Annotated in this window: 16 protein-coding genes and 1 pseudogene; 11 read left to right on the top strand and 6 right to left on the bottom strand. The window is 51.2% G+C overall.

Features of this window, described 5'->3' with window-relative positions; genetic code table 11:
* The first annotated feature begins 30 nt into the window (after window positions 1-30).
* The gene (locus tag QFZ34_RS14375) at window positions 31-459 is read left to right on the top strand and encodes a Fur family transcriptional regulator (protein ID WP_115051630.1); all 429 of its coding nucleotides are present in this window, start codon (window positions 31-33) and stop codon (window positions 457-459) included.
* A gap of 45 nt (window positions 460-504) precedes the next feature.
* Here QFZ34_RS14375 and ptsN read toward each other — a convergent pair whose 3' ends face one another.
* From ptsN to lptC, 6 genes and pseudogenes are all read right to left on the bottom strand, one after another.
* On the bottom strand, window positions 505-969 hold the full coding sequence (gene ptsN, locus QFZ34_RS14370) for a PTS IIA-like nitrogen regulatory protein PtsN (RefSeq protein WP_008127044.1): 465 nt from the start codon (window positions 967-969) through the stop codon (window positions 505-507).
* 80 nt (window positions 970-1,049) lie between these two features.
* A complete protein-coding gene (gene hpf, locus QFZ34_RS14365; RefSeq protein ID WP_115051531.1) occupies window positions 1,050-1,640 on the bottom strand; it encodes a ribosome hibernation-promoting factor, HPF/YfiA family in 591 nt (196 codons plus the stop codon).
* 200 nt (window positions 1,641-1,840) lie between these two features.
* Window positions 1,841-3,478, bottom strand: a complete 1,638-nt coding sequence (rpoN, locus tag QFZ34_RS14360; protein ID WP_307282188.1) for an RNA polymerase factor sigma-54 — start codon at window positions 3,476-3,478, stop codon at window positions 1,841-1,843.
* Window positions 3,479-3,645: 167 nt separating this feature from the next.
* A pseudogene (gene lptB, locus QFZ34_RS14355) lies at window positions 3,646-4,374 on the bottom strand (LPS export ABC transporter ATP-binding protein); the annotation flags it as partial.
* A gap of 118 nt (window positions 4,375-4,492) precedes the next feature.
* A complete protein-coding gene (locus QFZ34_RS14350; protein ID WP_115051534.1) occupies window positions 4,493-5,101 on the bottom strand; it encodes an LptA/OstA family protein in 609 nt (202 codons plus the stop codon).
* A gap of 54 nt (window positions 5,102-5,155) precedes the next feature.
* Entirely contained in the window at window positions 5,156-5,893 is a 738-nt protein-coding gene (gene lptC, locus QFZ34_RS14345) for an LPS export ABC transporter periplasmic protein LptC (protein WP_115051535.1), read from the bottom strand.
* Between the two features lie 247 nt (window positions 5,894-6,140).
* Here lptC and sppA point away from each other — a divergent pair, with 247 nt between their 5' ends.
* The 10 genes from sppA to QFZ34_RS14295 all read left to right on the top strand — a co-directional run bounded on the left by sppA (window position 6,141) and on the right by QFZ34_RS14295 (window position 18,105).
* Complete coding sequence (gene sppA, locus QFZ34_RS14340; protein ID WP_162802402.1) at window positions 6,141-7,127, top strand: signal peptide peptidase SppA; 987 nt, start codon at window positions 6,141-6,143, stop codon at window positions 7,125-7,127.
* Window positions 7,128-7,205: 78 nt separating this feature from the next.
* A complete protein-coding gene (locus tag QFZ34_RS14335; RefSeq protein ID WP_115051536.1) occupies window positions 7,206-7,490 on the top strand; it encodes an integration host factor subunit beta in 285 nt (94 codons plus the stop codon).
* Between the two features lie 37 nt (window positions 7,491-7,527).
* Complete coding sequence (locus QFZ34_RS14330) at window positions 7,528-7,860, top strand: LapA family protein (RefSeq protein WP_115051537.1); 333 nt, start codon at window positions 7,528-7,530, stop codon at window positions 7,858-7,860.
* Window positions 7,861-7,879: 19 nt separating this feature from the next.
* A complete protein-coding gene (gene lhpI, locus QFZ34_RS14325) occupies window positions 7,880-8,845 on the top strand; it encodes a bifunctional Delta(1)-pyrroline-2-carboxylate/Delta(1)-piperideine-2-carboxylate reductase (protein ID WP_115051538.1) in 966 nt (321 codons plus the stop codon).
* A 33-nt stretch (window positions 8,846-8,878) separates the two neighbouring features.
* Window positions 8,879-9,985 carry an RsmD family RNA methyltransferase gene (locus tag QFZ34_RS14320; RefSeq protein WP_307282181.1) on the top strand — a complete coding sequence of 369 codons (1,107 nt, stop codon included), beginning with the start codon at window positions 8,879-8,881 and terminating at the stop codon, window positions 9,983-9,985.
* Entirely contained in the window at window positions 9,982-10,851 is an 870-nt protein-coding gene (locus QFZ34_RS14315; protein WP_115051540.1) for a TrmH family RNA methyltransferase, read from the top strand. Before QFZ34_RS14320 ends, QFZ34_RS14315 begins: the two co-directional genes overlap by 4 nt.
* Window positions 10,852-10,864: 13 nt before the next feature.
* Complete coding sequence (lspA, locus tag QFZ34_RS14310; RefSeq protein WP_115051541.1) at window positions 10,865-11,362, top strand: signal peptidase II; 498 nt, start codon at window positions 10,865-10,867, stop codon at window positions 11,360-11,362.
* 113 nt (window positions 11,363-11,475) lie between these two features.
* Window positions 11,476-12,366: a l-ornithine N(alpha)-acyltransferase gene (gene olsB, locus QFZ34_RS14305; RefSeq protein WP_370878770.1), complete on the top strand. Its 891-nt coding sequence runs from the start codon at window positions 11,476-11,478 to the stop codon at window positions 12,364-12,366.
* A gap of 105 nt (window positions 12,367-12,471) precedes the next feature.
* Window positions 12,472-15,195: a DNA mismatch repair protein MutS gene (gene mutS, locus QFZ34_RS14300; protein ID WP_442439616.1), complete on the top strand. Its 2,724-nt coding sequence runs from the start codon at window positions 12,472-12,474 to the stop codon at window positions 15,193-15,195.
* A 96-nt stretch (window positions 15,196-15,291) separates the two neighbouring features.
* The gene (locus QFZ34_RS14295) at window positions 15,292-18,105 is read left to right on the top strand and encodes a [protein-PII] uridylyltransferase (RefSeq protein WP_115051542.1); all 2,814 of its coding nucleotides are present in this window, start codon (window positions 15,292-15,294) and stop codon (window positions 18,103-18,105) included.

The raw sequence follows: 18,105 nt of genomic DNA, 5'->3' as shown, positions 1-18,105 counted from the left end.
ACTGAGAGCGATCTGACGCATATTCCAGCTATGAAACATGCTTTGAATCAGAAACCTGAATATGAAAAGGAATTGCGCAAAGCGGGCGTACGTATTACGCGGCCCCGGCGCATTATCCTGGATATTTTGAGCTCAACGGAAGACCATCCTGACGCGATGAAAATATTTCATCGTGCCATTGAGATTGACGACAGCATTTCGCTTTCCACAGTCTATCGAACGATGAATTTGCTTGAAGATATGGGTGCCATACATCGCCATGCGTTCAATGGCGGACCATCGCGTTTTGAACAGGCGCATGGCGACCATCATGACCATCTGATTGATATTGATACCGGCGCAGTCATCGAATTCAAATCGGACAAAATTGAAAAACTGCAGGAGGAAATCGCCAAATCGCTCGGGTACGATATTGTACACCACCGACTTGAACTCTATGCGCGAAAAACCGAAAAATAAAAAGCCGCCCAAAGGCGGCCTTTTTTAAAACTACGCAATAAGCCGTCAGGCCGCATTGGAGGCTGGCTGCGACGTCAGCAACTCATAAAGCAGGCTGGCATCATGGGCGGTACGCAATTTGGCGATCCGCTCTGGATCGCGCAACATGCGAGCAATCCTGGACAATGCCTTCAAGTGGTCAGCGCCAGCATTTTCCGGAGCTAGCAAGAGAAACACGATGTCGACGGGCTGATCGTCCAACGCCTCAAAATCGACAGGCGTATCCAACTGGGCAAAAACCCCGGCAATACGCTTTACGCTGTTGATCTTGCCGTGTGGAATGGCAATGCCATTGCCGACACCGGTTGATCCTAGACGCTCGCGTTGCAAAACCGTATCGAAAACCTCGCGCTCGCTCAAACCGGTCAAGGCGGCTGCCTTTTCCGACATGATCTGCAAGAGTTGCTTCTTGGAATTGACTTTCAATGCGGGCAGGACAGCGTCGGGCTGAATGAGATCACCCAGATCCATTATTCTCTTCCTTCCAGTTACCGTCCGCACCTTGTTAAGAGTGCGAACGGTAGTTCAACTCGCCATGAACTTGTTTTTTGTTACCGGGATACGACTTGATCGGCCACCGTTGAGGGATCGATCCAACCAATATTCCCATCTGCGCGGCGATATACGATATTAACCTGCGTACTACCAGCGTTGCGGAACACAACCACAGGACTATCTTTCAAGTCGAGCTCTACGACCGCAGATGCAACACTCATGCTTCTCAAAGCCATCGAGGTTTCAGCGACGATTGTGGGAGCATAATCCTCCGGAATATCCTCATCTTCATCCGGTACAGGTGCCATCACGCGATAAGAAACATCATCGAAAACACCGTTTGAGCCAGGAGCCTGATGCGATTTCAGCCGACGCTTATAGCGGCGCAACCGCTTGTCAACACGCTCACCAGCGGCATCAAATGCCAGTTGTGGATCTTGAGCTTCACCAGCGGCCTGCAATACCGTTCCGGTATCGAGACGCACGAGACAATCTGCGATAAATCGGGAGCCCTGCTTTTCCACAGTAACGTGGCCAGAATACCCGCCACCGAAATATTTGGTGACCATTTCAGCCATCCGCTCTTCGATTTTGACGCGGAAAGCATCGCCGATGTCCATATGTTTTCCAGATACACGCAGACTCATGATACCTCACCTTCATTGTGATTTCATTGCCCGATCCAATCTACACTGTTGTTTCGAATCGAGCAAAGACATCCCGCAAAATCGCGGGGATGATCAATCACATTTCACTTTCCTGATGTTCCATCCTTAGGCGCGCTTCAACTCCATCGTCGTAAACTATCAGCGCTTCGTTCTCCCTGACTGGACTTCTTTGGCCCAGTTCATTTGCCCACTGCCAGTAATCCTACACGTGGCGGAGCAATGAATCCAGACCTTACATTGCTCTTGGTAGCGGAAGCCTCAGCTTTTTTCTCGCGGCGCCGTTGCACCGAGGAAGCGATGTTCATCGCTTCGCGGTATTTGGCTACAGTTCGCCGCGCAATATCAATATTTTGTTCCTTCAACATTTCCACGATTGTATCATCCGAAAGGATTGAATCCGGCGACTCAGCATCAATGAGAATTTTGATTTGATGCCTTACAGATTGCGAAGAATGTTGCTCGGCGCCCTCACTGGCAGCAATGGCTGCATTGAAAAAGTATCGCAGTTCGAAAACGCCACGCTTGGTGAGCATGTACTTATTTGTCGTGACCCGGCTAACCGTGGATTCGTGCATCCCAATGGCATCGGCAACATTGCGCAGATTGAGAGGTTTCAAATATGCGACGCCCTGCAAAAGAAACTGCTCCTGCTGGCGAACAATCTCCGTGGCGACCTTAAGAATCGTCTGAGCGCGCTGGTCAAGACTTCGAATCAACCAGTTCGCATTGTGCATGCATTCCCCCAGAAATGTCTTTTCGTCCGGAGATGTTTTCGCCCTCATTATAGTTGCATAGTAGTTGTTGTTGATCAGCACCCTGGGCAATGTCTCCGAGTTAAGCTCGATACGCCAACTGCCATCGGGAGCCTGGTCAACCTGAACATCGGGGATGATACTATCGGCTATGCCAGACGAAAACGCAGTGCCTGGTTTTGGGTCAAGCAACTGTATTTCCCGAAGCATATCGATAATTTCGGTGTCTCCAAGCCGGCACAGTTTTTTCAAACTATGAAAATCGCGTTTGGCGAGCAGCTCAAGATTTTGAAGCAGGATATCCATCGCTGGTGAGAGGCGTTTTCTGGCACGCAATTGAAGCCGCAGGCATTCAGCAAGATCGCGTGCAAACAAGCCTGCGGGCTCAAATCCCTGCAGGACAAAAAGCAGCTTCTCCAGATGTTCAACGGAAGAACCAATCCGGATGGCGAGTTCGGCAATATCACCACGAAAATAACCAATTTCGTCGACCTGATCAGCGAGTTCGGCTGCGATCATTCGATCTTCTGCTTTTTCGAAAGCGAAAATGATCTGTTCCCTGATATGCTCCTGCATATTGAGAGGCGCTGCGGTCACCTGTTCAAGATTATAGTTCTCTCCACCCGACGAGACATAGCCATCGCCTGCAGATGACTTCCACTGAGAAGCAAGATCACTTGCAATAAAATCGCGGCTACCGGGATCGTCAGGAAAAATATTCTCGAGCGAGCTATCAAACGTATCGGACATTGCACTTGAGCTGGTGGTCTCGCCGCTATTCAACCAAAGACTATCGGCATCATCAGATAAAACCCTGTCGGCACTACTGTCGCTTCGTAGATCCTGATCGCTGTCTGAACGATGTTCGGAATGAACGCCGCCAAACAAAATAGTGTCGTCTGAAGCATCCAGTCTTTCCAATAATGGGTTTTTTTCGATTTCCTGCTCTATGAACTGCTCAAGCTCGATATGATTCAGCTGCAGCAGCCGTATCGACTGCATCAGCAATGGAGTCATCACCAGAGATTGGGTTTGCCTCAAATCGAGTTTTGGCGACAGAGCCATAATATACGCAGCTACTCCATACAGAATTAGTTACTGCAGTACAGAAGTGGCCCAATCCTTGCTTGTCAATTGAAAAGCTCCAAAAACTCGCGTGCTGATGTCATTTTCAACCAGTACGGGTTTGAAAGTTGAGATTTTTATGTCACCGGAGGGCCTGATCGGCAAAATCAGAGCTTGAACTCATCACCAAGATAAAGTCGGCGGACATTCGGATTAGCAATTATTTCGTCCGGGCGACCATGGGTCAAAACCTGACCGGCATGGATAATATAGGCCCTGTCGATGAGCTTGAGCGTTTCGCGAACATTGTGGTCTGTAATCAATACGCCAATGCCACGGCCAGTCAGATGCCTTACCAATTGCTGAATATCCGCAACAGCAATCGGATCAACACCAGCAAACGGCTCGTCGAGCAACATGAAGTTTGGACGCGAGGCCAAAGCACGCGCGATCTCTAGGCGCCTGCGCTCACCACCGGAAAGGGAAATCGCTGGAGCTTTTCGCAAATGGGCAATGTGGAACTCTTCAAGAAGTGAATCCAACTCCTGCGCGCGGGCGTGCCTGTCCTTTTCGACAACCTCGAGCACGGCCTTGATATTATTTTCTACTGATAATCCGCGAAAAATTGAGGCCTCTTGCGGCAAATACCCGATACCAAGGCGCGATCGCCGATACATGGGCATTGTTGTGACATCGAACCCGTCAATTTCTATCGTGCCCTTGTCGACTGGCACGAGCCCGGTCACCATATAAAAACATGTTGTCTTGCCAGCGCCATTCGGCCCAAGAATGCCAACAGCCTCACCGGAACGCACGCCGAATGAAACGCCATTTACGACTTGGCGCCCATTATAGCTTTTCGTGATCCCACGCGCGACGAGTGTGCCCTTCATGCGATCCACGGCCAAGGGATCCGCCGGGCGCATCTCCTGTGAAACACTGGAGTTTGGCCGTGCGGCATTTGTGCTGGGTGAGCGGCGTGAAAATAGGGACACTTACAATTCTTCCGGCGGCTTAGTTCTTTTGGGCGTTTTTAGGCGCAACGACGATTGAAACGCGTCCGGTCTGGCCACTCTTGCAGCTTTCCAGCTGAGCTTCACCGGTTTTCAGCTGAGCTGTAAGCTTACATCCAACAGCAACATTGTCCCCTTGGGAAAGGACGACCTTGCTTCCCGTCAGGACGAGCACTTCGGTCTTCATGTCAAATGTACCGTGATCCCCGGTGGCTACTTGGTCTTCAGACTTCACATAGACTTTATCGCTGACTTCGAGATGATCAATGTCCTGGGCTCCGGCACCAGCCACGCCGCTCGAAACTTTCGAAGCATCTGCGTTTGCGGCATCTTTATTGCCACCTTTAACGTAGTAGACGATCATTGAGCCTGCTTTTAGCAAGGTTGCGCCCTGAACAACCGTAACATTTCCAGTGAATGTTGCGGTACCTGCATCATTATGCAGCACGACCTTGTCGGAATCGATCTGAATTGGCTGATCGCCTGAAAGCTTTATACCGCCGGGCGCTGCACCTGGAGTCTGCTGCGCCATGGCAGGGACAACCAACGCGGAGGCCAACAAACTCACTGCAACCGATGATATCCTGATCAGTTTTGCCCCGAAAGACATTGCTCTCTCTCCTAATCCGAGAAATTTCTTCAAAGTAACAATCCCGACTGTAGATCAGTTGGACGATTTTACCTCATTGTCACCTTCTTGCAGCTTTGTAGGTTGAATGACAAGCCTTACACGCTTTTCAAACGTCACTACCTTACCACCCTCAGTGATCTGCATACTATCGGCAACAATACTGCCATTACGATTTTTTACGCTGACTGGATCATTGGTGGACATGGTATTTCCGGCAATATCAATATCGGCAGATTGCAACTGAGCAGTTATGCCATCCGATGTCACCAAACTTATCTCGCTGTCGAGCTTCAACTGCCTGTTGGCATTGTCGAAAACCCCTGACTTCGCTTTAACCTCAGCGCGCATGTCTTTGCCGATTGGAATTTCCGCGTCAATACCTTCAAGCGATATGACTGAACTGTTTCCAACCTGCTGCAAGGCTCTTACAGCACTCATTTTGTAGGGAAGCTTATCCTTGGTAAAGCCGTCGAGCTTGGGATTCGTCATCACAAGCTTGCCATCCTCGATTCCAGCACCATCCAGAGCAATGTTGTTTGGAACGCCCGAGGCGGAAAAGAATGTAAACCACGAAAATACCGCAGCGCCCACAAGGGCAATTACAGGCAAAGAAAACTTCAACAACCGAACGCGGCGCGAATGACGTTCCGCAGCTTCGAAAACAGTCGATCCCTTGTCGGATGCCGCAAATTGCCGTGCAACCGTCGCATGATGCTCGGCGTCTGCGGCGGCATTTCGCACACCAGTGATATCGGTTTTTTCAATAGACATGGGTTTGGCTGCTGTTACCGTTTATAATATTTCTAGCTAGTTCAACGCCAATATGGTTATTTTTCGATGAAATAGACGTGATTTAGAGCATATGCGATGCGTGTAGGAACAAGTATGTGGTGAGATGGCCAGTTACAAGGTCATTCGCGCACCCATATTTGTACTCATCGATTGGCGCACTGTCTGGACTTCCACTGGGCGATATCGCAAAAGAGTATCACAAACATTGGCGAAACGGACAAAAATGATGGCCAACACAGCGGATGCAATTATCGATAGGCGCAAGCTACGGCGAAAGGTAACTTTCTGGCGTATTGTTGCTTTGCTGGTGGCTGCTTTTGCTTTGATTGCGATCTATCTCATCACCAGCGGTTCGGAAGGCTATACAAGCAAATCCGTTCCTCACATTGCAAAAGTGCGTGTTGAGGGAACAATTCTTGAAGATGAAGAGCTTCTCAAACGCTTGAAAGATATTGGGGAGTCCGACGCCGTCAAAGGTGTTATCGTGTCCATTGATTCACCCGGTGGCACCACTGCTGGCGGTGAAGCAATTTACGAATCTGTCCGCAAAATTGCAGAGAAAAAACCCGTCGTTGCGCAGGTTGGGACTTTGGCTGCCTCAGCCGGATATATGATCGCAGTCGCTACGGATCATATTGTTGCAAGGCAGTCGTCCATTGTCGGTTCCATTGGCGTCTTGTTTCAGTATCCGGATATATCGGAGCTTTTGACAAAGGTCGGTGTAAAAGTCGAAACTATTAAATCCAGCCCGCTAAAAGCTGAACCCAATTTTTTCAATCCTGCAAGCGATGAAGCCAAGGCAATGATCCATCGCATGATAATCGATTCCTACAATTGGTTTGTGGGCCTCGTTGAGGATCGTCGCAAATTTAACCACGAACAGGCGTTGGCGCTGGCAGATGGCTCCGTATTTACTGGTCGTCAGGCTCTATCGAACAAACTTATCGACGCGCTTGGCGGTGAAGAAAAGGCGCTTGAATGGCTTGAAGGTAAGGGCGTAGACCCGAAACTTAAGGTCGTTGAATGGAAACCGGTTGAAAAATCCACCTTTGGTTCTCTTTTCTCGCAATCGGCGATGAAAATGGCTGCCAAACTGCTGGGTCTGCCTGAGACAAGCACTGGAGTGCTCCACGAAATTACTGGCGACAGGATGTTTCTTGACGGACTCGTTTCGGTTTGGCACGTTGACGGCAAGCCCGTGGGAGCGCAATAAGCTATTTACATATAAGATCAGTGGCATAGTCCAGTTCGACTGTGTATCCTGATCTCAAAACCAGAAGGGAATTTTGCTGTGATCAAATCAGAGCTTGTGCAAATAATTGCCAACCGCAATCCGCACCTATTCCAGCGCGATGTGGAGAATATTGTCGGCGCCATCTTTGACGAAATTACAGATGCTTTGGCTGAGGGCAATCGCGTCGAGCTACGAGGCTTCGGTGCATTTTCCGTAAAGAACCGGCCGGCCCGCAGCGGCCGCAACCCGCGAACAGGTGAAAGCGTTGACGTCGAAGAGAAGTGGGTACCGTTCTTCAAGACCGGCAAGGAACTCCGCGACAGGCTGAATGCAAACAGCTGAATCCACACTTGGTAAATAAGCAAAAAGAGGCTTCGATATGATTAATCGCGTGGTCGCCGTACTGATTCTCGTACCGATCGCGATTATTCTGATCGCTTTATCGGTTGCCAATCGCGGTAATGCCCTGTTTACGATTGATCCCTTCAATCCGGGCAACCCTGCGCTTTCCTACTCGGCTCCTTTGTTTGTCTGGTTGTTTGCCGCTTTGATCATCGGTCTTGTTCTCGGCAGTCTTGTCACTTGGTCCAATCAGGGCAAGCATCGCAAGCTGGCGCGTCAACGCAAGCTCGAAGCAGAAATGTTACGCAAGGAAGCGCGCAAGGCAGCCACTGAAACGGCCTCGACACCCAATCTTCCCTCCTTGCATTAATTTCTATCAAGGACCTTTAATGAAACTCGTCTCCCCCGTTGAGGTCGATGCACTGTTGAACTGGCCCGACATGATTAACGCAATCGAGCTGGCATTCCGCCAAGGCGTGATCCAGCCCGTGCGCCACCATCATACTGTTGAGCGCCCGGATGGAGCGGCCTCCACACTGCTTCTAATGCCCGCATGGTCCGATTTTGATGCGCTGGGCGACTCGTCCAAGGGTTATATGGGCGTCAAGATTGTAACTGTCTCGCCAGATAATGGTGCCGTCTCGAAACCTGCCGTGATGGGTGTATATCTGTTGCTCGACGGTAAGACCGGTGAACCAAAAGCTCTTATAGATGGTCAACGCCTGACCTTATGGCGGACAGCAGGGGCGTCCGCTCTTGCAGCACGCTATCTCGCCCGGGAAGATGCATCAAAGCTTGTGGTTCTCGGTGCGGGCGCACTTTCGGGCTTTTTGGCCCGAGCTCATAGCGCCATACGTCCAATTAACGACATCTCGATCTGGAACAGAAATTTTGCCGGAGCCGAGAAAGTAGCGGCAGAGTTGATCCGGGACGGTTTTAACGCCAGAGCTGTTGAAGACAAGGATGCAGCGATCGCGGAGGCCGATATCATCACCGCCGGTACGCTATCCACCGAGCCGTTGATCCTTGGAAAACATCTGAAAGCCGGCGCACACGTCGATCTTATCGGTGCTTTTACGCCGAAGATGCGAGAAAGTGACGATGAGTGCATCAAACGAGCGCGTGTTTTTGTTGATACGAGAGACGGAGCGCTAAAAGAGGGCGGTGATATCGTCCAGCCGATCAAGGCCGGGGTAATCGATTCCGGCCACATAATTGGCGATTTGTTCGACCTCACACGAGGAACAATGAGAGGTCGTCAATCGACGGGCGAGATTACATTGTTCAAATCTGTTGGCGCAGCTCTTGAAGACCTTGCTGCGGGTATCCTTGTCTATGAAAAGGCAATGGCGTAGTAACCTTGGAAAAGGTTGCAAGGAAAATACGGTTTGAAATCGCCCGGCGGTAAAATTAGAAAAACGAAAAACGGCAGTGGCCGACAAGGTGACGTTTCAAAAAATGCTGTGCAGCGGCAAAGCGTAACGAAGCCCCGCCCGCAATTCGCCAAAGCGCACCGTTCCTCCGATGAAGAAACGGAGCGTGCATCGCCGCGAACAGAACAAACTCCAAAGCGCGTGGTTACCCGCCGTACCGGTGCACGTCCGCAGGAAAAGACTGGGCTTATTCTGGAAACGCTTCCGTCTGAAAATTATGCGCTTCTTGATAGCGGCAATGGTTTGAAACTGGAACAGTATGGCCCTTACCGGATTGTCCGCCCGGAAGGTCAAGCGATCTGGCTTCCGGCGTGGAGTAAGAGCGAGTGGGACAAGGCCGATGCAATTTTCACCGGCAATACAGATGAAGAGGGCGTTGGGCGCTGGCAGTTTCCTAATGTGCCGTTGGGTGAAACCTGGCCGCTCGCTTATGATGGCATTTCGTTTTTGGGTCGTTTCACCTCATTCCGGCATGTTGGCGTATTTCCTGAACAGGGGACGCATTGGGCGTATATGCATGATCTGATCCGCGGTGCAAAACGCCCCGTCAAAGTGCTAAACCTCTTTGGTTATACGGGGGTTGCTTCACTCGTAGCAGCCCGGGCAGGCGCCGAGGTCACGCATGTAGACGCGTCGAAGAAAGCCATTCTCTGGGCACGCGAAAATCAGGAAATGGCTGGACTATCGAGCAAGCCTATTCGCTGGATATGCGAAGATGCAATGAAATTCGTGGCGCGGGAAGAACGCCGCGGAAATGGTTACGACATCATCCTCCTTGATCCACCTGCCTATGGGCGCGGCCCCAACGGCGAGGTCTGGCAACTTTTCGACAATTTGCCAGACATGATTGATTTATGCCGATCAATTCTTACCCCAAATCCCTTGGCGGTCGTCTTAACTGCCTATTCGATCCGCGCATCATTTTTTGCCATTCACGAATTGATGCGGGATACGTTTACGGGCCTTGGCGGCGAAGTGCAGTCCGGCGAACTTATTCTTCGCGAGCGCTCCTCAAAGCGCGCCCTTTCCACATCTCTCTTCAGCCGCTGGGGTGCATCATGAGCAAGCAGGACGACCACCATCGCGGCAGCGGCATTGTCCGCCCGGGCAAAGTCAAGGAAGTCACCAGCCTTACAAACCCGATCGTCAAGGATCTGCGTTCGCTGGCATTGAAAAAATTCCGCGATCAGCAGGGTGTGTTTCTTGCCGAAGGACTAAAGCTCGTCATCGACGCACTCGACCTTGGTTGGACAATCAAGACCTTGGTTTACTCCAAAGCCGGTAAGGGAAACTCGCTTGTCGAGCAAGTTGCCGCCAGAACGGTGGCCAAGGGCGGCGATGTGCTGGAGGTCAATGAAAAGATCATCTCGGCAATAACCCGGCGTGACAACCCGCAAATGGTAGTCGGGGTGTTCCAGCAAAACCTCCAAATGCTTTCCAACATCCGTCCACAAGCCAACGACGTTTTCGTGGCTCTGGATCGGGTTCGGGACCCTGGAAACCTCGGTACAATCATTCGAACTGCCGACGCAGCAGGCGCCAAAGGTATTATCCTCATCGGCGACACCACGGACCCGTTCTCGCTTGAAACGGTTCGCGCGACAATGGGGTCGGTATTTGCAGTTCCCCTCATCAGGGCAACGGAAGCAGAATTTCTATCCTGGAGAAAGAGTTTCACGGGTCTGATCGTTGGAACGCATCTCAAGGGTTCAGTGGACTATCGGACTATCCCTTACGCCAATAAGCCGGTCGTCTTGTTAATGGGCAACGAGCAGCAGGGCCTACCCGATCAGCTGTCCTCGGCATGTGATCGGCTGGCGCGAATACCCCAAGCCGGCCGAGCTGACTCCCTTAACCTTGCCATCGCAACCGGAGTAATGCTGTTTGAAATCCGGCGTGACGCCCTGAAGCTTGACGCGACCACTTGAGAAAATGCCATTTATGAGCCGCACGCGTTTTTTTAGCCTTTCTGCAATCATCATGGTTGCTGTCCTGACCGACCAGATAATCAAATATCTCGTCGAAACAGGTATGGATTATCAGCAGCAAATCGATCTTTTACCCTTTCTGGCATTATTTCGTGTTCACAATGAAGGCATTGCCTTTTCAATGTTGAGCGGAATGCACGACATTGCGCTCATAGGGCTTACACTCGTCGTCATAGGCTTCGTAAGTTACCTTTGGTGGAGTACAAACCCGGATCGGTGGATTTCTCGTGCGGGCTTTGCGCTTATTATTGGCGGCGCTCTCGGTAACCTCATTGATCGCAGCGTTCATGGCTATGTAATCGACTATATTCTTTTCCATCTGCCATCATGGTCATTCGCCGTTTTCAATCTCGCCGATGCCTATATTTCTGTTGGTGCAGCATTGGTTGTAATTGAAGAGTTTTTTGTTTGGGCTAAAGAGCGGAAGAACCCACCTGATAAGGCAAACTAGCTGATCAAGCATCGCCGGTTTGGCCTTCGTTTTACGTCATGTTGCCGTCATTAAATCGTAGTAATGAGGGCGAGAACGACTACCGGTCAACCTCCGACGAGGGTCAAATCGATATGGACATCTCCTTGCTTGAATCCGCTTCAATCTCTAAAGATCAAAGCATCATGTCGCAGGTTGATTCAACATCTTCGCCATTTACGGCTCCACAGATTGTCTCGGTGCTTGGCCGAATCGGGACTATGGAGGTTTGCCTTGCGCAAACCGAGGACGAAATTGCCTCCTCCCAGCAATTGCGGTTCAAAGTATTCTTTGACGAACTGGGCGCCAAAGGTTCTGCAACATTAGAGCAGCGCGACGCTGATCGGTTTGATCCCTTTTGCGATCACCTCCTTGTTTATGACACGGCAATACCTGGACCAAAGCACAAACAGATCGTTGGAACATACCGACTCCTGCGTTCCGAAAAAGCGTTCGAGACAGGCGGTTTTTATACTGCAAGCGAATTTTCCATCGAACGCCTCGTCGCCGCCAAGCCGGATTTGCGTTTTCTCGAACTTGGCCGTTCCTGTGTCCTGCCTGAATATCGCTCGAAACGTACTGTCGAATTGCTCTGGCAAGGCATCTGGACCTATTGCCGGTTCCATTCAATTGGCGTGATGTTTGGATGCGCATCCTTCCAAGGCACTGTTCCGGCCGCCCATGCTTTGCCGCTCTCCTTTCTTCATCACAATTGCCGGGCAACGGCCGACTGGGATGTCAAAGCTTTACCTGCTCTTTATCAAGCCATGGACCTTGTTCCGAACGAAGCTATCAATGCCCGTGTGGCACTCTTTGCGATGCCACCCTTGATCAAAGGTTATTTGCGACTTGGTGCAATGATAGGTGATGGTGCCGTTATCGATCACGATTTTGGCACAACGGATGTTTGCATCATTTTGCCCGTTAGCCGCATCTCCGAACGCTACGTCAGCCATTATGCGGCCGAATCGAAACGTTTCGGATAGACATCGTTTTATCACCTGTGGAGAATATCGCAGTTTGACTCTGCAGAGGTGTGTAAATTCGCGGATACCGAATAGATTGCTCCTGCTTAGCTCAGGAGACAAGTTTTGGCCGAATTGGCATCCTCTGTAATTGAACAATCCCCATATGAAGCGAATATCTCGGCGCGTCCAACGCCGATGATGGAGCAGTATATCGAGATTAAGGCGACTAATCCTGACAGTCTTCTGTTTTATCGAATGGGCGATTTTTACGAGCTTTTTTTCGACGATGCCGTCGAAGCTTCCAGGGCCCTCGGGATTACCCTGACAAAGCGTGGAAAACATCTTGGCGAAGATATTCCCATGTGCGGCGTCCCGGTCCATGCCGCTGATGACTATTTGCAGAAACTGATAGCACGAGGCTTTCGGGTTGCAGTTTGCGAACAGGTGGAAGATCCGGCCGAAGCGAGAAAGCGTGGTTCAAAATCCGTTGTAAAGCGCGATGTTGTTCGATTGGTTACACCGGGAACGATCACTGAAGAGAAACTCCTTGATCCTTCTGAAGCAAACTATCTGATGACTATGGGCCGCGTCAAAGGCGCGGATAGGACCCAATTTGCCCTTGCCTGGATCGACATCTCAACCGGAACTTTCCGCGTCAGTGAATCGGACGCTTCGCGTTTACTGGCAGATATACTCCGCGTCGACCCTCGCGAACTGATTGTGGCGGACACAGTTTTTCACGACCCGGAATTGCGTGCAGTTTTTGATATTGTCGGGCGCGCTGTGAGCCCCCAACCGCCGAGCCTGTTTGACAGCGCCACAGCAGAAAATCGCATACAACGCTATTTTGATGTCAGCACTCTAGATGGGTTTGGTCAGTTTTCACGCGCTGAACTCTCCGCCATATCGGGCGCTATCGCCTATGTTGAAAAAACACAGCTCGCGGAACGCCCTCCCTTGATGCGTCCGGAGCGGGAGTCGGAAGGTTCTTCGCTTTTCATAGATCCAGCGACGCGAGGGAATCTTGAGCTCCTACGCACGCTTTCCGGCAAACGTGAAGGTAGCCTGCTGCGAGCGATTGACCGAACAACAACGGGCGGTGGTGCACGTCTTCTGGCCGAGCGCTTGACATCGCCCTTAACAGATCCGGCAGCTATCGCCGAACGCCTTGACTCCATTTCGTTCTTCCTTGCAAGGCAACCCCTGGCCGATCTGATGCAATCGGCCCTAAGAGGCGTTCCTGACATGCCTCGCGCGTTGTCGCGGCTTGCAGTTGGCCGCGGTGGTCCGCGTGACCTTGGAGCTCTCGCGCTTGGTCTGGAAGCCGCCTCCGAGATTTTTCACTTGTTTTCGGGTGAAGAATTACCGTCGGAACTTACCCGCGTTCGCGAATGTCTCGCCCAATTGCCACTGGATTTTACCGCACACCTTGACCGGTCTTTGGCTGATGAATTGCCGTTGCTAAAACGTGATGGGGGATTTGTTCGTGCGGAATATCACGCCGAACTCGATGAAATGCGTGCTCTGCGGGATCACTCGCGCCGGATCATCGCCGGCTTGCAAGCCGACTATATGGAAACCACAGGCATCCGATCGCTGAAAATCAAGCATAATAATGTGCTGGGCTACTTCATCGAGGTAACTGCGAACAATGCTTCCGTCATGACGGATAGTGTTGAGGCAAAGAGCAAGTTCATACATCGTCAAACAATCGCCAATGCCATGCGGTTTACAACCACCGAGCTGGCTGAGCTTGAAACCAAAATCGCAAATGCAGCAGAGCGGGCTCTTTCGATCGAACTTGGCATCTTCGACGCTTTGACAAATGAAACGATTCTCAATGCTGACGCCATACGTGCTGGCGCACTCGCATTATCAACCCTTGATGTATCCGTTGCTCTGGCTGCTCTCTCCGGCGAACAAGGATATTGCCGCCCACTGGTCGACGACAGCTTAGCCTTTGAAATTGTCGCCGGGCGTCATCCCGTGGTCGAGCAATCCCTTAGACGGCAGGCAGAAAGTCCTTTTGTTGCTAACGACTGCAATCTCTCGCCGCTCACCACCGGTAAAGGAGCCATTTGGCTCCTGACGGGCCCCAATATGGGCGGTAAATCAACTTTTCTGCGCCAGAACGCGCTTATAGCCATCCTCGCCCAAATGGGTTCTTTTGTCCCTGCGGGTTCAGCGCATATAGGCGTGGTCGATCGGCTGTTCTCCCGCGTTGGTGCATCCGATGATCTGGCGCGCGGCCGCTCTACATTCATGGTAGAAATGGTTGAAACGGCTGCGATTTTGAACCAGGCAACGGATCGTTCCCTTGTGATCCTTGATGAGATCGGACGCGGCACTGCCACTTTCGATGGTCTTTCCATCGCGTGGGCAGCGGTTGAATATTTGCATGAGAAAAATCAATGCCGCGCAATCTTTGCAACGCATTTTCATGAAATGACTTCGCTTTCCGAAAAGCTTGAGCGCCTAAGCAATGTAACAATGCGTGTAAAGGAATGGGACGGAGACGTTGTATTTTTGCATGAGGTTGCCAAGGGTGCAGCCGACCGTTCCTATGGTGTGCAGGTGGCACGTCTGGCGGGTTTGCCTGAAGCTGTCGTAAATCGGGCCCGTGATGTTTTGCATCAGCTGGAAGCTGGCGAAACCTCTGGCAAAGCGGATAAGCTAATTGATGATTTGCCGCTGTTTTCCGTAGAGGTAAAACGACAGGCACCCAAGCCAGTCCAAGGGAAAGACAGTGCGCTCCTTGTCGCCCTATCGGCAATTAACCCCGACGAGTTGACCCCACGCGAAGCACTTGAAGAACTTTACCGCCTGAAAGGACTAAGCGCACATTAGCGCCAAGACGTATTACTGCCTGCTTCAAAATGTAATCGTTTCGTTTGGCGCAAATTCGCGCTATAGCGTGCGGCCATCATTTGTAAAGTCGTGTTCATGAGCGCCACAGACCTGAAACTGGAACAGATCGTCAGCCCGGACAGGCTTCATCAACAATTTGAAGATCTCGTCAAAGCGGCAGCCAAGCAGGGCAAACCGTCTGTCGAGCGCAGCGATGTTTTGCAGCTCATCAAGCAAACGCTGGAACTTGGCCGCAAAAGCGCTGAAACGATGCTGATGCAAGATGCACGGGGCACACGATGCTCCGTGCGCCTCTCATGGTTGATGGATCAGATCATTACGGCGCTCTATAATTTTGCAACCCGCCATGTTTATCCCGCAGTCAATCCTTCGACTTCAGAGAAAATGACGATCATAGCGGTTGGTGGTTATGGCCGCGGCGGTCTGGCTCCAGGTTCTGATATCGATCTGTTATTTCTCCTACCCTATAAGCAAACCCCCTGGGGTGAGCAGGTGGTCGAATACATTCTATATATGCTTTGGGATATTGGCCTGAAAATCGGTCATGCTACCCGCAATCTGGATGAATCAGTCCGCTTATCGCTTTCGGATATGACCATCCGCACCAGTATTCTGGAGGCACGCTATATTTGCGGCAATCAGGAGCTGTTCGACAAGCTCATTGAGCGATTTGATAAAGAGGTTGTTGAGGGCACCGGTCCCGCCTTCATCGAAGCAAAGCTTGCAGAGCGGGATGCGCGCCACAAGAAATCCGGCGCAACCCGCTATCTCGTCGAACCGAACGTAAAGGAAGGCAAAGGCGGTCAGCGCGACCTGCATACACTCTTCTGGATCGCCAAATATTATTATCGCGTCAAGACAAGCGATGAATTGGTCAAACTGGGCGTGCTTTCGCGCGCGGAACACAATATTTTCCGCAAGGCTGAAGACCTTTTATGGGCAGTTCGCTGCCACATGCACTTTCTTACAGGAAAGTCCGAAGAACGTCTTTCTTTCGATATACAGAGCGAAATCGCAAGGCGCCTTGGCTATACCGCGCATCCCGGACAACGGGATGTCGAGCGCTTTATGAAACATTACTTTCTTGTGGCGAAAGAAGTTGGCGATCTAACGCGTATCATTTGTGCTGCGCTGGAAGAGGAGCAGGCGAAGCATGTTCCAGGTTTCAACCGGATTTTCCTCACTTTTTCGCGCCGAAAACGTAAATTGGCGGGAACCACGGATTTTGTTGTCGACAATCACCGCATTACGATTGCCAATGACGGAGTATTTCACAAGGACCCTGTGAACCTCATCCGTCTTTTCCATCTTGCTGACAAACATGGGTTGGAATTTCACCCGGATGCGATGCAACTGGTTACGCGCTCTCTTTCTCTGATCAAAGCAGACCTGCGCGACAATCAGGAGGCCAATAAACTCTTCCTTGAAATCCTGACTTCAGAGCGCAATCCGGAACTTATCCTACGCCGCATGAACGAATCCGGCGTATTGGGTAAGTTCATTCCGGATTTTGGCAAAGTCGTCGCGATGATGCAGTTCAATATGTACCATCACTACACCGTTGATGAGCATTTACTGCGATGCATCGCAGTAATGTCCGAAATCGAGCGCGGGGAACTCGAACAGGAGCATCCCTTAGCCAATCAGATCATGCCCGGCCTGAAAAAGGACCGTAGTCTCATATATATTGCGCTTCTGCTACATGACATTGCGAAAGGCCGCCCGGAAGATCATTCCATTGCAGGTGCACGTATTGCTAAACGCATATGCCCGCGCTTGGGTCTTTCTAAGGCCGATACCCAAACCGTGGCCTGGTTGGTCGAACAACATCTGACAATGAGCATGGTCGCGCAATCACGCGACTTGAATGATCGCAAAACAATCGAAGACTTTGCCGAGATTGTACAAACGCTCGACCGCATGAAACTGCTGCTGATCCTGACGATCTGCGACATAAAAGCAGTCGGCCCCGGTGTGTGGAACGGCTGGAAGGGGCAGTTATTGCGAAATCTGTTCTACGAAACGGAATTGATGCTTACAGGCGGTTTTTCGGAAGTGCCGCGCAAAGAGCGAACCGACCACGCCAGAGCGCAGCTTGAGCATGCTCTGTCATCGTGGCCGCAGGTCGAACGTCAATCTTATCTCGCACTTCACTATCAGAACTACCTGCTGACAGTGAGCATTGCCGATCAGGTGCGCCATGCGACCTTTGTTCGAGAATCTGACGCCAGTGGCAAGACACTTGCTACCATGGTGAAAACTCACGATTTCGAAGGTGTGACGGAAATTACTGTCCTTTCTCCAGATCATCCGCGACTTCTATCCGTCATCGCGGGTGCATGCGCGGCTGCAGGCGCGAATATCGTCGACGCACAGATTTTTACCACTAGTGATGGGCGGGCGCTCGACACAATCCTGATCAGCCGTGAATTTGCAACTGACGATGACGAGCGGCGGCGCGCCACGCGCGTTGGACGTTTAATTGAGGACGTATTGTCGGGTAAAACCTATCTGCCTGAGATGCTTGCCTCCAGAACAAAGCCTAAGCGCGCTGCAAAGGCATTCAAGATTACGCCCCGGGTGGAGATCAACAATACTCTATCAAACAAATTCACGGTAATCGAAGTTGAAGGTTTGGATCGTCCGGGCGTTCTGTCAGAGATTACAGGAGTAATCTCCGACTTATCGCTCGACATTGCCTCGGCACATGTGACGACATTCGGCGAAAAGGTTATCGACGTTTTCTATGTGACCGACCTTGTTGGCCATCAAATTACCAATACGACCCGACAAAGCCGCATCCGTAAAAAACTTCTCGCGCTTTTCGGCGAGGGCGACATTATTACAGCCCAGCCTCAACGGCAAAACGCCCTCATGACGGCAGAATAG

Origin of the sequence: Phyllobacterium ifriqiyense, from assembly GCF_030817885.1 — a bacterium.
Lineage (GTDB): Bacteria > Pseudomonadota > Alphaproteobacteria > Rhizobiales > Rhizobiaceae > Phyllobacterium > Phyllobacterium ifriqiyense.
This window is presented reverse-complemented; position numbering and strand designations above follow the sequence as displayed.

Coding starts and splice junctions, on each gene's coding strand:
- sppA (WP_162802402.1), top strand. CDS start 6,141: ATGGCCAACACAGCGGATGCAATTATCGATAGGCGCAAGCTACGGCGA.
- QFZ34_RS14295 (WP_115051542.1), top strand. CDS start 15,292: ATGAGCGCCACAGACCTGAAACTGGAACAGATCGTCAGCCCGGACAGG.
- QFZ34_RS14330 (WP_115051537.1), top strand. CDS start 7,528: ATGATTAATCGCGTGGTCGCCGTACTGATTCTCGTACCGATCGCGATT.
- lptC (WP_115051535.1), bottom strand. CDS start 5,893: ATGTCTATTGAAAAAACCGATATCACTGGTGTGCGAAATGCCGCCGCA.
- lhpI (WP_115051538.1), top strand. CDS start 7,880: ATGAAACTCGTCTCCCCCGTTGAGGTCGATGCACTGTTGAACTGGCCC.
- lspA (WP_115051541.1), top strand. CDS start 10,865: ATGAGCCGCACGCGTTTTTTTAGCCTTTCTGCAATCATCATGGTTGCT.
- olsB (WP_370878770.1), top strand. CDS start 11,476: ATGGACATCTCCTTGCTTGAATCCGCTTCAATCTCTAAAGATCAAAGC.
- rpoN (WP_307282188.1), bottom strand. CDS start 3,478: ATGGCTCTGTCGCCAAAACTCGATTTGAGGCAAACCCAATCTCTGGTG.
- QFZ34_RS14350 (WP_115051534.1), bottom strand. CDS start 5,101: ATGTCTTTCGGGGCAAAACTGATCAGGATATCATCGGTTGCAGTGAGT.
- hpf (WP_115051531.1), bottom strand. CDS start 1,640: ATGAGTCTGCGTGTATCTGGAAAACATATGGACATCGGCGATGCTTTC.
- QFZ34_RS14375 (WP_115051630.1), top strand. CDS start 31: ATGAAACATGCTTTGAATCAGAAACCTGAATATGAAAAGGAATTGCGC.
- ptsN (WP_008127044.1), bottom strand. CDS start 969: ATGGATCTGGGTGATCTCATTCAGCCCGACGCTGTCCTGCCCGCATTG.
- QFZ34_RS14315 (WP_115051540.1), top strand. CDS start 9,982: ATGAGCAAGCAGGACGACCACCATCGCGGCAGCGGCATTGTCCGCCCG.